Origin of the sequence: Acinetobacter sp. Lyrl_1 (assembly GCF_051948795.1) — a bacterium.
Lineage (GTDB): Bacteria > Pseudomonadota > Gammaproteobacteria > Pseudomonadales > Moraxellaceae > Acinetobacter > Acinetobacter towneri.
Genome location: NZ_JAYJLK010000011.1, coordinates 1 through 15,003 on the forward strand (window position 1 = coordinate 1; position 15,003 = coordinate 15,003).

The following is a 15,003-nucleotide window of genomic DNA, read 5'->3' on the forward strand; positions in this document are numbered from 1 at the left end:
GACGTGCATGGGCCATGCAGCCCACCTCAATGACCTGGCCTGATTTGAAGCGTGCTTTATAACCACTGTAATCATCACAGACTAGATAGCCCTGCCAGCCTTTCAAGAACTCTGTCAACGGCAATTTAAAACTGACCCCTTTGATCTCGTATTAAGTTTCAACCTGTGGCTGAATCCCTATTCTTTTTTTATCCTTCAAACGATAACTCTCACCCGATGGAATTTAAAACTTTAAAGCCAGCATTAAAAAGTTTTATTGGGACTTTATTTGAAGATAATCCGTATCAATTCCAACCTGTTTTTCGAGGTTTTTACTTTACCAGTGCGTTACAGGAAGGCAGCATCGAAAGCCCGATGACAGAAAGTATCGCACAAGAATTTCAACTGCAGCAGATTGCAAGTCCTTTTCAGGACGAAGAAAAAAGTTCGATTGCCCCAAATCATGGCTATTTTTTACAAGGTCTGTTTTCCAATGTGATTTTGCGAGATCAGCATTTGGTGAAACAACATATTAATCCTGCGAAAAAACGTCAGCGTTATATGGCATTTACTGCTGCATTGCTTGGTGTTGGATTGTTGCTCAGTGTTTGGGTATGGTCATATCGCCATAATCAACAACTCATTGCCGATGTTCAGGCAGATTTAGATCAAGTTGTACGTTTGGAAAAAACTTCTGGGCAGGTTTTATCCACGCAATTGGAAAGCTTATTAATTTTACAAGCGCGACTGCAACAGTTGGATGGATTTTCCGAACAACGTCCACTTAAGTTCAGTTTTGGCTTATATCAGGGCAAGCAGTTACGCGAACAGCTCAAAGTTGAATATCTAAAAGGTGTTCAGCAGATTGTATTGTTGCCAACGCAGCAAAATATCGCGCAATATTTACAGCGTGTCCAACAAGATGCGGCAACACTCAAAGCGCATCATATACATGCAAAAACGCAGCAAGTTGCGAAAACTCAACCATATTTAGAGCCTTCCGTGCAAAATCCGCAAGATGCTTATAATGCGTTAAAGGCTTATTTAATGCTGACGAATCCTGAATATCGGGAGAACAGTCATTTAAGTGATCAGATTTCACGTTTTTGGCGCACTTGGTTGGATGCTCATCTTGGGGAAATGCCACGTACTGACATGATTCAGCAGGCAGAAAAAATCCTGTCTTATGCCATGACACTCGCTCATCAGGACGATTTTCCTGTACTGGAAAGTGATGCACAAATGGTCGATCAAACTCGTCAAGTGCTGTTGTCGGTCATTCAGGGAATGCCTGCACGAGATCGGGTATATAACGAAATAAAAATGCGTACAGCAGTACGTTTTCCTGCGCTAACAGTCAGTCAAATTGTGGGGGAGCAACACAGTCGCATTGTTTTAGGCAGTCATGCTTTGCCTGGCATTTTTACGCAGCAGGCGTGGAGTGAATATGTCGAACAAGCAATTGATCAGGCAGCCAATCAGCCAACGGACAGCAAAGATTGGGTACTCAATAGCCGTCAGTCAGATGATCTGACTTTTTCAGGAAGTCCTGAACAAATCCGTAAACAATTGCTGAGCTTGTATCAGCAAGAATATGTAAGTGAATGGAAGAAATTCCTAAATGGTATTCACTATGCCAAAACAGATCAGTTCAGCCAGCAAGTGAAACAGCTTGATTTGTTGGGAGAGCCGCAAAACTCGCCAATTCGCAAGTTATTGCAACGTATTGCAGTGGAAACCAATTGGGATAATCCAATTGTGCAAGCTGAACTTGCTGTGCCTGAACAAGGATTTATGGCGTGGTTTAAAGACAAAGTGCTGCGTCAATCTAATGACAAAGCTGCAGCGCAGGCAGCTCTAAAAGCGCAAGGTGCGATTTCTCAAGAATACCAAATGTTTTATCAACTGCTGCGTAAACGTGACGATTTACAGGATCAATCTCTGTTTGATGTGTATATGAACAACCTTGCACAGGTGCGCAGCAAGTTAAATGATCTTCAAACGGCAGGGGAAATTGGACCAAGTGCAATGGCATTGTTCAAACAAACCATCCATGATCAAAACTCGGTCTTTAATACAACGCAAAAATATGTCGATGAAAAAATGATGGTGGGTTTAAAAGAGGCTGACCAACAATTATTACAAAAACTGTTGATGACACCGCTAACTCAATCTTTTGCAAGTTTAATTGTACCGACACAAGATGAAATTAATAAATTATGGCGTATTCAAGCCTATCAACCGTTTGCAACACATTTAGGTCAGAAATATCCATTTCATTCAGGGGGGACTTTACAGGCAACCAGTCAGGAAATGGGACAAATTTTTGGTGAAACAGGAAGTATTGCTGGCTTTGTCAAAGACACTTTAGATCCGTTGTTGATTCGTCGTGGTTATGTCTTAACTTCAAAAACATGGAAAGATTTAGGCTTAAATTTAAATCCTCAGTTTGTGATGGCATTTCCGCAATATGTTGCGCCAATTCATGGTATGGCAACAGGACGTTTAGATCAGCCTGCAACATCTGCTGTTTCAAATCAATCCAATTTCCAATTTTATCCATTACAGCACCCACAATTTTTATCGTATAGCATCGATATTGATGGTCAGCGAATGCAGTTTGAAAATGGAATTCAACAATGGGTCAACTTTGTGTGGCCCAATCCAGGCGCAATTCCCGGCGTGCGTATTAGTGCACTCGATTTAAAAGGTCAGTCGCATACTATTTTTGAAGCACCGGGCGAATATGGCATTAACCGTTTAATTGATGCTGCACAGCGCAAAGAGCAAAACGGTCACTTTGAAATGACTTGGGTCAGTAAAACGGAACCATCTTTATCTTTAAAAGTGAATTTCCGACTCATTAGCGGACATAGCTCGGGCAATATTGGTTCAAGTCGTGGTTATGTGGGGTTGCAGTTGGTCGATCAAGTCACCACGACCAAAGCACTTCTTGTGGTTGCTGCACAAACGACAGCAATGAGTCCCGCACAAACAGCGGCTACGCAGTCTAAAACTACAATGTCTGCACAAGTGGGAGGCGTTCCGCAATGATCAAGAGAAATAACACTTGGCAAAAGGCGTGGTGGGTATGCAAGCAGTAAAAACCGTACCTTTATATTATGGAAAAATACCTGCCCGTGGTGATTTTATAAAGTCTAAAGGGCAATCGGAACTCATTCAGCAGCTCGATCAGTGGATTAGTAATGCACTGGAACATGCCATGCAGAGCGCAGATTTTAAACAGCGTTATGCAACTTTGCCTGCTTTAGATTTTTTGATTGCCCATCCAGCAGAACCAATGTTTTTAGCTGTTAATTTAAAGGCGAGCCAAGATAGCTCGGGGCGGGCATTTCCAATGCTACTGGGGCAGTTGTTTGAGGTCGAACAGCCGAGTCAAAAGTTATTATTTGTGCCGTTTTTTTACAAAGCTATTTGGACTGATTTATTGCAACGCAATCAGGTCTTAAGCAATATCCGTGATCCCAATATGTCATTTGAACTGTTGAATCAATTGCCGAATAGGGTTCAACTTTTGAGTGCAGAAGAATACCAAGACTTTTATGAAAAACACAGCACGCATTCATTGGCACAATTAATGAAAATCAGTGTCAATGACTTGGCTCAGAGTGTGATTGGGTTGGGACTTTTACTGCAACCCGTCCTCAAAAATGGCACTCGTCGTTTAAACAAAGTGATGATTTTACCGCTGAATCATCCGCGATATTGCTTTGAAATCGCAGCATTTTGGATGGGCATGATCGGGCGGTTTTTAGGCGCGCATCATACTGAAATTTTGCTGGGGATACTACATTTTGAGGCACCCATTTTGATCATTGATTTTCAGGGGGCTGATGTCATGACGCTGCGCGATCTATTTATTCAAAATATGCAGGGTGAACATTGGGTTTCTTTAATTCAAGCCACTTGGATTGATGCTTATTTAGAACAAAATGCAGGTCTTGCAACATTGGAACAATTACTTTGTCAGCGGCAGTTAAATCTTAACCAAGCCTTGAAGCTGTTTAGGCAAACTTTTTTAGATAAATAAATATGAAAAATAATCAAAAACGTATTCGCGTAAGTCTACTTATTGGCTTGTGTTTTTTAGTCCAAAGTCATTTGATCTATGCAGCGCCCATTGTTATAGAAGGTGTGGTGCCAAACGAAGCAAGTAAACAAGCCATTTTGGCGAAAATGCAAGCTGTGTATGGTGAATCGCAGGTGTTAGATAAAATTCAAGTCCGTGCAGTTGCTGCACCGAATGGTTGGGATGATTCAGTCACTCGTATGATTACAGCAGAGTTAAAAAAGATTTCTCAAGGGCAGTTACGTGTGAAAGGGACTCAAATTGATTTGATAGGAAAGGTGAGTGCTGCTCATCAAATTCAAGCTACGACAGCAAACTTTCAGGCTTTGGTACAGCAGCCTTATCGTTTAAACACGCAGCTTTCAGGGAATCAGTATGAACAAAAGATGCTGGATGCTACGCTCAAAAACAGGATTATTGAGTTTGAATCGGGTAGTGCGATTTTAACTGATGCAGGTCAAAAAATTCTGGATGAAATGGCTGTGGCATTGAAGCAAGTTGGCACCCAAAAAGTGAAAATTGTTGGACATACAGACAGTTCGGGCGATGCGCATAAAAATATAGTGTTAAGCCAATCACGTGCAGGCGCGGTAAAAAATTATTTGATCGATAAAGGTATTGCGATAACGCATTTAAGCACCGAAGGTCAAGGTTCTAATCAGCCTGTCGCAGACAATACAACGCCACAAGGACGTAAGAAAAATCGACGTATTGAATTTGAGGTGCTTTGATTAGTTGATATTGAGCAAGGCGGAAGTTGAGCGTCATGTCCTGATCTTTAGAGCATCTGTGTGTAAACAGATGGCATAGAAAATAAAAACAGCATCAATCATTCAGTAATTTCCACAGTGAGAGTGCTTTGTGCAATTTAAAGCACGAATCTTGAATACATTGATCTGAAATAGAGGCTTTAAATCAACATTCGGAAGTTTTACTGCCGAAACGCGCCAAGAAAACCATTTTCCATCTAGCTGATTATGGCATTTCACAGTAGAATATGCGCTCTCTTCAAGTCACATTGTGGCATGGTCCAAAAGATCAGCCCGTGGAGCCAAAATCAGCATGTTTATCGTTGCCGGTGCACCTGCACATTCATCTTTTAAGAAAACTCAACTCTTAAACCGTTTAGCGTCAATGAGTTCTGTTCAATCTTTCGATAGCCAATGGGTTTATTTATTTGACCAAGCGCTCGACGAGCAACAACAGCAATCTGCTTTACAGCTTTTAAACGATGGTGCATCTTTTGAATTACGCCAAGCTGCAAGTGATGAAGTTCAAATTTTAGTGACACCACGTGTGGGCACAATTTCTCCTTGGTCATCAAAAGCAACCGATATTTTTGCCAACTGTAATACGCCTGTACACCGCCTAGAACGCGGTGTTTTGTTTACCTTAAAAGGTATTACAGACGTTTCAAACGAAGTAAAACAAGTATTGCATGACCGCATGACCGAAAGTGTGTTTAACCACATTAACGATGCTGCAGCGTTATTTGTTGAAACTGAACCAAAACCTTTAAATAGCATTGATATTTTGGGTGAAGGCAAAGCGGCATTGGTAAAAGCCAACAGTGAGTTTGGTTTTGCCTTGTCTGATGAAGAAATTGATTATTTAACCGAAGCATTTATCAAGTTAGGCCGTAATCCGCATGACATTGAATTGATGATGTTTGCACAAGCCAACTCTGAGCACTGCCGTCACAAAATCTTTGGTTCTGAATGGACAATTGATGGCGAAGTACAGCCATTGTCATTGTTCCAAATGATCAAAAATACTTATAAAGAATCACCAACAGACGTATTGTCGGCTTACAAAGACAACGCTTCGGTGATTGTTGGTTTTGATACGCAGCGTTTCTATCCGAAAAAAGATGCTGCAACAGGTCACTACGTTTATAAATATAAGAGCCAAGCTGCCCACATTCTTATGAAAGTGGAAACACACAACCACCCAACTGCAATTGCACCATTTGCAGGTGCTGCGACAGGTTCGGGTGGTGAAATCCGTGATGAAGGCGCGACAGGTCGTGGTGGTAAACCAAAAGCAGGTTTAACAGGCTTTACAGTATCGAATTTAAATATTCCTGGTTTTGAACAGCCTTGGGAAGAAAACTATGGCAAGCCTTCACGTATGGCATCGCCATTACAAATTATGATTGAAGGCCCATTGGGCGGTGCAGCGTTTAACAACGAATTTGGTCGTCCTGCGTTAAATGGTTACTTCCGTACTTTCGAGCAAAACGTGAATGGTGAAGTAAAAGGCTTCCATAAACCAATCATGATTGCAGGTGGTTACGGCAACATTCGTCCAGACCATGTCGAAAAAGACCCAATTCAGCCAGGCGATTTATTAATCGTTTTAGGCGGCCCTGCGATGTTGATCGGTTTAGGCGGTGGCGCTGCATCTTCTGTAGATAGCGGAACCATGGGTGAAAATCTTGACTTCGCTTCAGTACAACGTGAAAACCCAGAAATGGAACGCCGTTGCCAAGAAGTGATTGATACATGCTGGCGTTTGGAAGATGCTAACCCAATCGTATCAGTGCATGACGTGGGTGCAGGTGGTATTTCGAACGCAATGCCTGAGTTGGTGAATGATCACGAACTAGGTGCTGTACTTGATTTGCGTAAGATTCCATCTTTAGAACCAGGCATGTCACCAATGGAAATTTGGTCAAACGAAGCGCAAGAGCGTTATGTATTGGCCATCCGTCCAAGTTCTTTAGAATTATTTGAATCAATCTGTGCGCGTGAGCGTTGTCCGTTTGCAGTATTGGGTGAAGCGACAGAAGCGCGTCATTTAACGGTTGAAGATCCACTGTTCAATAACAAAGCTGTAGATATGCCAATGCAGGTCTTGTTAGGTGGTACGCCACGCATGAGCCGTTCTTATGAAAGCATTGAGCGTCAAGGTGATGATTTTGATGCAGCTCAAGTTACTGATCTGAAAGATGCGATTTACCGTGTCATCAAGAATCCAACTGTTGCTTCTAAATCATTCCTAATCACGATTGGTGACCGTTCAATTACAGGTATGGTTGCACGTGATCAAATGGTTGGCCCATGGCAAGTGCCTGTTGCAGATGCAGCAGTGACCACCACCAGCTTACAAGGCTTTACAGGTGAGGCAATGGCGATGGGTGAACGTCCACCTGTAGCTTTATTAAACCCTGCAGCATCTGCGCGTTTGGCAGTGGCAGAATCTATTTCCAATATCATGTCAGCCAAAATTGACCAGATCAGCGACATTAAATTATCTGCAAACTGGATGGCAGCAGCAGGTCAAAAAGGCGAAGACCAAGCTTTGTTTGAAGGTGTAAAAGCCATTGGTATGGAAATGTGTCCTGCGCTAGGAATTGCAATTCCAGTAGGTAAAGACTCATTGTCTATGCGTACCACTTGGAATGACGAAGGTGTTGATAAATCTGTAACTTCACCAATGTCAGGTGTAATTACTGCATTTGCACCAGTGACCGATGTACGTAAAACACTAACCCCTGAATTGAAAAATACCGATTCAGTATTGGTACGTATTGACTTGTCTAAAGGTCAGTTCCGTTTAGGCGGTTCAATTTTAGCGCAAGTGTATAAAGCTATTGGTTCAGTAACACCAGATGTCGATAACTTTGACGAATTCAAAGCATTCTTTGCTTTGGTACAAGACTGGAATAACCGTGGCTTGATTCAAGCTTATCACGACATTGGTGATGGTGGTTTATTGGCAACTGTAACAGAAATGATGTTCGCTTCACGTTTAGGTGTGGCGTTAGAAGATCAATCTGTTGCGGCATTGTTTGCTGAAGAAATTGGTGCAGTACTACAAATCTCTAAAGCAGACTGGGCTAACTTAGCTGCTGAAGTTGCTGCATCTACTCTGAAAGATGCAATTTCGGTAGTCGGTACAGTCAATAACACAGATCAACTTGCTGTAAATGGCTTGGTGCTTGAACGTGCTGACTTGCAAACGGCTTGGAGTGAAGTATCTCACCAAATCCAGCGTTTACGTGACAACTCAGAAACTGCTGATCAAGAATTTGCCTTGATTACAGATAAGAACCACAAAGGTTTGATTGCTCAACCGACATTCGACTTAAATGAGCCAGTTGAAGCGCCGTACATCAATACACGTCGTCCTAATATGGTGATTTTACGTGAACAGGGTGTAAACGGTCATGTAGAAATGGCGGCAGCATTTGACAAAGTCGGCTTTAACACCGTTGACGTACACATGAGCGACTTGCTTGCAGGACGTGTCGATTTAGACGACTTTGAAGGCTTGGTTGCGTGTGGTGGTTTCTCTTACGGTGACGTATTAGGTGCTGGCGGTGGCTGGGCGAAGTCAGTCTTGTTCAACCCGAAATTACGCGACCAGTTTGAGAAATTCTTTAACCGTCAAGAAACGTTCTCACTGGGTATCTGTAACGGTTGTCAAATGTTGTCACAATTAGCACCACTCATTCCAGGTGCAGAAGCGTGGCCACGTTTCCATCGCAATACTTCAGAAGTGTTTGAAGCGCGTAGCGTTAACGTCCGTGTGGAAAAATCAAACTCTGTATTATTGCAAGATATGGAAGGCTCGATTTTACCAATCGCAGTGGCACATGGTGAAGGTCGCGTCGTTGCACCAGAAGCTAATTTGGCAGCCTTGAACGCAGGCAACCAAGTGATTTTACGTTATGTCGATAGCCACGGAAATGCGACTCAACATTATCCAATGAACCCGAATGGTTCGCCAGAAGGTATTTCAGGCGTAACTTCAAAAGATGGTCGAGCAACAATTATGATGCCGCACCCTGAACGTAATTTCCGTGCGCTTCAACATTCTTGGAAACCTGAAGAATGGACTGAAGATGGTGCATGGTTACGTATGTTCCGCAATGCGCGTAAATTTATTGGTTAAGATTTAACTCGCTTAATCTATAGCAGTCAGCCACCTTCGGGTGGCTGATTTTTTTGCTGTGAATATGCAACTTTTATATAGACGTGCATGTTTCCACCTAAATGAATCGTCGGCTTGCTGTTCAACAATTCCGCATTAATCTCAACAATCATAGTCATCCTAGACAACTCAAGCTATCATAAACAAGCAAACACACATGGGATGGCGTTATGAAAATCATTGCAGATGAAAATCTGGCATATACCGATTATTTCTTTGCAGATTTGGCAGAAATAGAGCACAAGGCTGGACGCCGTCTAACGCATCAAGATGTGCAAGATGCTGATGCGCTGCTAGTTCGTTCCGTCACCCAAGTGAATGCAGCATTGATTCAACAGACCGCGCTTCAATTTATTGGCAGCGCGACCATTGGCACAGACCACCTTGATATCCCAGCCATCGAGCAGCAGGGCATTGCATGGTCAAATGCGGCAGGTTGTAATGCGCAGGCGGTGAGTGAGTATGTGATTACCGCATTGCTTCATCTCGAGCCTGAATTACTACATGCCAATCAAAACTTTAAACTTGGCATTATTGGACTGGGCAATGTCGGCTCGCGCTTGGTCAAAATGGCACAATTATTAGGTTGGGATGTCATCGCATACGATCCATTTGTGCAGTTGCCCAATGTGCAGCAATGTGACTTAGATGCACTATTACAACAGGCAGATGCAATTTCCATTCATGTGCCATTAACAGAAACTGGTGAACATCCTACTCATCATTTAATTAATGCAGCGCGTTTGGCATGTATGAAGCCTCAAGCCATTCTGATTAATTCAGCGCGTGGGCCAGTGGTAGAAGAAGCGGCTTTAATGCAGGATATTCAACATACTCAGCGTTTAGTGGTATTAGATGTTTTTGAATATGAACCTGAAATCTCTGCAGAATTATTGGACTTACTTGCTTTAGCAACCCCGCATATTGCAGGGTATAGTCTAGAAGGCAAGGCACGTGGCACACAAATGATTTATCAGGCTTTTTGTGAAAAGTTTGGTTTAGATGCAACAAAACAATTTGAAACTCAATTGCCAAGCTGTACGCAATACTTCCAAACACAAGATTTGAAAAATAGTCTGCATGCACATTTAAGCCAAATTTATGACATTGCACAGGATGATGCCAATTTACGTGCCTGTGTCAAAGCGGGCAAAGTTGAGCAGCAGGCTTTTGATCATTTAAGAAAAACCTATCCTCTGCGTCGTGAATGGGCAGCGCACGGAGGCCCGCAAGCATGAGTTCAAATCTCCAATATCAACCAACTTGCGACTTAAACAGCATGCGCGCACGTGCACAATTGTATGCACAAATACGCCAGTTTTTTGCGGAACGTGAAGTACTTGAAGTTGAAACGCCAATTTTGTCACAGGCAGGAGTGACAGATGTGCATTTGGCTTCAGTACAAGCACAGCGCCATGTGCAGGGCAAATTGCATACGCACTATTTACAGACCTCACCTGAATTTGCCATGAAGCGTTTATTGGCCAGTGGTAGTGGTGCTATTTATCAAATTTGCAAAGTCTTTCGTGATGATGAGCATGGACGTAAACACAACAGCGAATTTACCATGTTGGAATGGTATCGTCCCGAATTTAGCCTGAAAGAGCTTATGTTTGAGGTGACAGATTTACTTAATCTGACGTTAAAACAACGCTTTGGCGAAGTACGTCCAACAGTGTTGAGTTATAAACACGCATTTATGGATCGTTTGGATTTAAATCCTTTACAGGCAAGTCTGCAACAATTGAAAGACTGCTGTCATCGTGTGGGTTTGCATCTGGATTTGGGTGATGACCGTCTAGGCTACATCGACCTATTGTTTTCACATTTTGTAGAACCAAGTTTGGGCTTTGATGCTCCTGTATTTTTAACCGATTTTCCACCTGAATTAGCATCTTTGGCTAAAACCAGAACAGATGATGATGGGGAATTGGTCGCAGCCCGTTTTGAGCTATATATCGAAGGTTTAGAGCTTGCCAATGCCTATGATGAATTGATTGATGCTACTGTGCTGCGTTCTCGTTTTGAAGCCGATAATGCAGAACGCGCACAACTTGGTTTACATGTGATGCCAATTGATGAATATTTATTGGCTGCGTTGCCGAACATGCCTGAATGTTCAGGTATCGCCTTGGGCATAGATCGCTTATTGATGATTGCAACTGAGCAGATGCGTTTAGAGCAAGTGATTAGCTTTCCTGCGCAGCTTGCCTAAAAGCAAAAGACAGTTTCTTATTTCAAGAAGGATTTATTTGAGCTAAAAAGCCGTAGCTTCTATATTTTAGAAGATTACGGCTTTTCGATCAGAAATTTAGGCTGACTTAAATAGGTTAAGAATGATAGATCAAAGAACGCATGTAATGACGTTCTATAGACTTAAATAGCCTAAGCAGTAGCAGCCAAGTGACGTGCCTTTAATTGCTCAATCGCTTTAATGCGTCGTTCAATCAGCATTTCACCAATATCGGGGCCTTGGACATCGGCAGGTAAGTCTTGCGCCTTAATGCTGCGTACCACTTGAATCGCTTCCAAAATATAGCTCGCTTGCGGATAGTCACGATCTTCCAAACCTAAACGCCCACGAGAGTCACATTCACAGGCTTGTACAAAGGCTTCTACACGCTCAGGACGACGCAAGACATCCAAACGCTGTAATAAGCGCCATAACGTGCCAGGCTTTAAGCTCAATGCTTGGTGACATTTTAAATGCTCTTTACATACAGCAAGTGCAAGTTGTTTGGTATTGGTCGGTACGCGCAGGCGTTCACACACTTCCGTTACAGGTCGAATCCCACGTTCTTCATGCATAATGTGCCGTGGTAATTCATCGGCAGGGGTCAAGGCCTTGCCTAAATCATGCAATAACACTGCAAAGCGTACATCGAGTGAGTAATTGGCACGACAGGCTTGTTGTAGTGACATCATGGTGTGCACACCACTGTCAATTTCAGGGTGATATTCAGGACGCTGTGGAATACCGAATAAAGCATCTAATTCAGGAAATAAAACTTTTAAAGCACCACAGGCACGCAATGTTTCAAAATAAACATCGGCACGTGCTTCCATTAAGGCACGTGAAGTTTCTTTCCATACGCGTTCAGGTGTCAGCGCATGTAACTCACCAGATTCTGCCAACTCTTGCATTAATAACAAGGTTTCAGGTGCAACCACAAAGCCTAAAGCATGATAACGTGCTGCAAAACGAGCAATACGCAGCACCCGTAACGGGTCTTCTACAAAAGCATTGGAAACATGGCGCAGCACTTTATTGCACAGATCTTGCTGTCCACCGTAAGGGTCGTAGACATTGCCATCACTATCCATTGCCATGGCGTTAATGGTTAAATCACGACGGATTAAATCTTCTTCTAAGGTCACGCTTGGGTCGGTATGAAATTCAAAACCGTGATAACCGTGTCCAGATTTGCGCTCAGTGCGAGCAAGTGCATATTCATCTTTGGTTTCAGGATGAAGAAAAACAGGGAAGTCTTTGCCCACAGGTTGAAAGCCTTGAGCCAAAAGTTGTTCGGGCGTTGCGCCAACGACAACATAATCTTTTTCGTGATAGGGATGCCCGAGTAAGTGATCTCGAACTGCACCGCCTACTAAATAAACTTGCATGAAAAAACCTCTATTCTTCAAGCAATCATGCTACAGAATAGAGGTTTTCTCAAGTCTATAATTCTGAGTCAGTCACTCAGAAATATAGGTTTATGCTTTAACTTGTGCTGTTTGTTGAATTTCAGCAACAGTGAGGGCAGTCATATTCACAACACGACGTGTCGTAGCAGTTGGCGTCAAGATATGTACAGGTTTTGCTGCACCTAACAAGATAGGGCCAATCGTAACATTGTTACCTGAAGTCGATTTCAACAAGTTAAATGAAATATTGGCAGCATCTAAGTTCGGCATAATCAATAAGTTTGCAGAACCTTTGAAGCGTGAGTTCGGGAAAGCAAAATGACGGATATTTTCGTCTAATGCTGCATCACCGTGCATTTCACCTTCAACTTCAAGCTCAGGTGCAATCTCACTCAAGATTTCAAAGACTTTACGCATTTTTTGTGCGCTAGAGTCTTGTTGGTCAGAACCAAAACTTGAGTGAGAAAGTAGAGCAACGCGTGGTGTCATACCAAAACGGCGTACTTCTTCAGCCGCTAAAAGTGTCATTTCAGCCAACTGTTCAGCAGTTGGGTTTGTGTTGACATAAGTGTCGGCAATGAACAAGTTGCGATCTTCAAGCATCAATGCGTTAAGGGTAAAGAAGTTAGTGCGACCTTCTTTTAGACCAATCACATTTTTCACGAAATCAAGGTGAATATCGTAGCTAGAATAAGTACCACATAACATACCATCGGCTAAACCATGTTTCACTAACATTGCTGCAATGAGGGTAGAGCGACGACGTGCTTCACGCTGCGCGTATTCAGGTGTAACGCCTTTACGCTGCATGATGGTGTAGTAATCATCTGCAAATTTTTCGTAGTTCGGGTTGTTTTCCTGATCTACAATTTCCATATTCACGCCATGTTCCAGACGTAAACCTAGCTTTTTAATGTTCGCTTCAATCACTGAGGTACGACCTACAAGGATTGGTTTAGCCAAGCCTTCATCCACTGCAATTTGTACTGCGCGAAGGACGCGTAAGTCTTCACCTTCTGCATAAGCAATACGTTTAGGATCAGTTTTTGCTTGAGCAAAAATAGGCTTCATCATAAATGCCGAGTTATATACAAACTCAGACAAACGCTGACGGTATGCAGAGAAGTCTTGAATTGGACGACTTGCTACACCTGAATCCATTGCTGCCTGAGCAACTGCAGGTGCAATTTCAAGAATTAAACGCTGATCAAGTGGGCGTGGAATTAAATAGTCACGACCAAATGATGCAGATTTTTCACCATAAGTTGCTGCATCTGCTTCAATGTGTGCCATGCGTGCAATTGCGTGTACACAAGCAATTTTCATTTCTTCGTTGATGGTAGTTGCGCCAACATCTAATGCACCACGGAAAATATACGGGAAGCAAAGTGCGTTGTTAACTTGGTTCGGATAATCCGAACGACCTGTTGCCATAATCACATCTGGACGTACTTCATGCGCATGTTCAGGCAAGATTTCTGGGTCTGGGTTAGCCAAAGCAAAGATAATTGGATTTTCAGCCATTTCTTTGACCATAGCTTTGGTCAAGATACCCGCTGCAGAAAGACCAAGGAACATATCCGCACCGCTAATTACATCAGCAAGTTGCGTTCCTTCAATGTCTTGCATATAGCGTTTTTTCGAGTCATCCAAACCTTCACGTTTGGTGGTGATTAGACCACGCGAATCCGCAACAATGATATTTTCTTTTTTCGCGCCCAATGCACATAACAGGTCTAAACAAGACAGTGCGGCTGCACCTGCACCTGAAGCAACGATTTTGATTTCTTCAATTTTCTTGCCGTTAAGTAACAAGGCATTGAGTAGGGCAGAACCTACAATGATTGACGTACCGTGTTGGTCATCGTGGAACACAGGAATATTCATGCGTTCACGAAGTTTTTGCTCAATGTAGAAACATTCTGGTGCCTTGATGTCTTCAAGGTTGATACCACCAAAAGTTGGTTCTAATGCTGCAACAATATCTACAATTTTGTCTGGATCATTTTCAGCAATTTCGATGTCAAATACATCGACACCAGCAAACTTTTTAAAGAGTACGCCTTTACCTTCCATCACAGGTTTAGACGCCAAAGGACCGATATTACCTAAACCTAATACTGCTGTACCGTTACTAACGACAGCAACCAAGTTACCGCGAGCGGTATAAAGTGCAGCTGTTGAAGGATCACGTTCAATCTCTAAACATGGTGCTGCGACACCTGGTGAGTAAGCGAGCGCCAAGTCACGTTGGTTGACCAGCTGCTTACTTGGAGTAACGCTGATTTTTCCTGGTGTTGGAAATTCGTGATAGTAAAGTGCCTGCTGTTTTAATGATTGATCGTCCATCTGAA

General features: G+C 42.8%; 7 protein-coding genes and 2 pseudogenes. 6 read left to right on the forward strand and 3 right to left on the reverse strand.

Going from position 1 to position 15,003, the window contains the following annotated elements; all coding sequences use genetic code 11:
• A pseudogene (locus VF675_RS05560) lies at positions 1-112 on the reverse strand (IS66 family transposase); the annotation flags it as partial.
• Positions 113-213: 101 nt separating this feature from the next.
• On the opposite strand from VF675_RS05560, the pseudogene VF675_RS05565 reads away from it, so the two are divergent.
• From VF675_RS05565 to epmA, 6 genes and pseudogenes are all read left to right on the forward strand, one after another.
• Positions 214-3,033: pseudogene (locus VF675_RS05565) on the forward strand (ImcF-related family protein); the annotation flags it as partial.
• Positions 3,034-3,070: 37 nt separating this feature from the next.
• The gene (gene tagF, locus VF675_RS05570) at positions 3,071-4,030 is read left to right on the forward strand and encodes a type VI secretion system-associated protein TagF (protein ID WP_179991276.1); all 960 of its coding nucleotides are present in this window, start codon (positions 3,071-3,073) and stop codon (positions 4,028-4,030) included.
• Positions 4,031-4,032: 2 nt separating this feature from the next.
• Positions 4,033-4,800, forward strand: coding sequence for an OmpA family protein (locus VF675_RS05575; RefSeq protein ID WP_440204907.1), 768 nt, complete (start codon positions 4,033-4,035; stop codon positions 4,798-4,800).
• 331 nt (positions 4,801-5,131) lie between these two features.
• Positions 5,132-8,968 carry a phosphoribosylformylglycinamidine synthase gene (gene purL / locus VF675_RS05580; RefSeq protein ID WP_440204908.1) on the forward strand — a complete coding sequence of 1,279 codons (3,837 nt, stop codon included), beginning with the start codon at positions 5,132-5,134 and terminating at the stop codon, positions 8,966-8,968.
• A 209-nt stretch (positions 8,969-9,177) separates the two neighbouring features.
• Positions 9,178-10,245, forward strand: coding sequence for a 4-phosphoerythronate dehydrogenase (locus VF675_RS05585; RefSeq protein ID WP_440204909.1), 1,068 nt, complete (start codon positions 9,178-9,180; stop codon positions 10,243-10,245).
• Entirely contained in the window at positions 10,242-11,222 is a 981-nt protein-coding gene (gene epmA, locus VF675_RS05590) for an EF-P lysine aminoacylase EpmA (protein ID WP_096902381.1), read from the forward strand. The genes VF675_RS05585 and epmA overlap by 4 nt, the downstream gene beginning before the upstream one ends.
• 170 nt (positions 11,223-11,392) lie before the next feature.
• Here epmA and VF675_RS05595 read toward each other — a convergent pair whose 3' ends face one another.
• The gene (locus VF675_RS05595; protein ID WP_004972751.1) at positions 11,393-12,628 is read right to left on the reverse strand and encodes a multifunctional CCA addition/repair protein; all 1,236 of its coding nucleotides are present in this window, start codon (positions 12,626-12,628) and stop codon (positions 11,393-11,395) included.
• 90 nt (positions 12,629-12,718) lie between these two features.
• Positions 12,719-14,998: an NADP-dependent malic enzyme gene (locus VF675_RS05600; protein ID WP_004972754.1), complete on the reverse strand. Its 2,280-nt coding sequence runs from the start codon at positions 14,996-14,998 to the stop codon at positions 12,719-12,721.
• Positions 14,999-15,003: the final 5 nt, after the last annotated feature.

Bases quoted from the DNA above. Each gene is read 5' to 3' on its own strand.
- VF675_RS05585 (WP_440204909.1), top strand. From the start codon at position 9,178: ATGAAAATCATTGCAGATGAAAATCTGGCATATACCGATTATTTCTTT.
- VF675_RS05595 (WP_004972751.1), bottom strand. From the start codon at position 12,628: ATGCAAGTTTATTTAGTAGGCGGTGCAGTTCGAGATCACTTACTCGGG.
- epmA (WP_096902381.1), top strand. From the start codon at position 10,242: ATGAGTTCAAATCTCCAATATCAACCAACTTGCGACTTAAACAGCATG.
- tagF (WP_179991276.1), top strand. From the start codon at position 3,071: ATGCAAGCAGTAAAAACCGTACCTTTATATTATGGAAAAATACCTGCC.
- purL (WP_440204908.1), top strand. From the start codon at position 5,132: ATGTTTATCGTTGCCGGTGCACCTGCACATTCATCTTTTAAGAAAACT.
- VF675_RS05600 (WP_004972754.1), bottom strand. From the start codon at position 14,998: ATGGACGATCAATCATTAAAACAGCAGGCACTTTACTATCACGAATTT.
- VF675_RS05575 (WP_440204907.1), top strand. From the start codon at position 4,033: ATGAAAAATAATCAAAAACGTATTCGCGTAAGTCTACTTATTGGCTTG.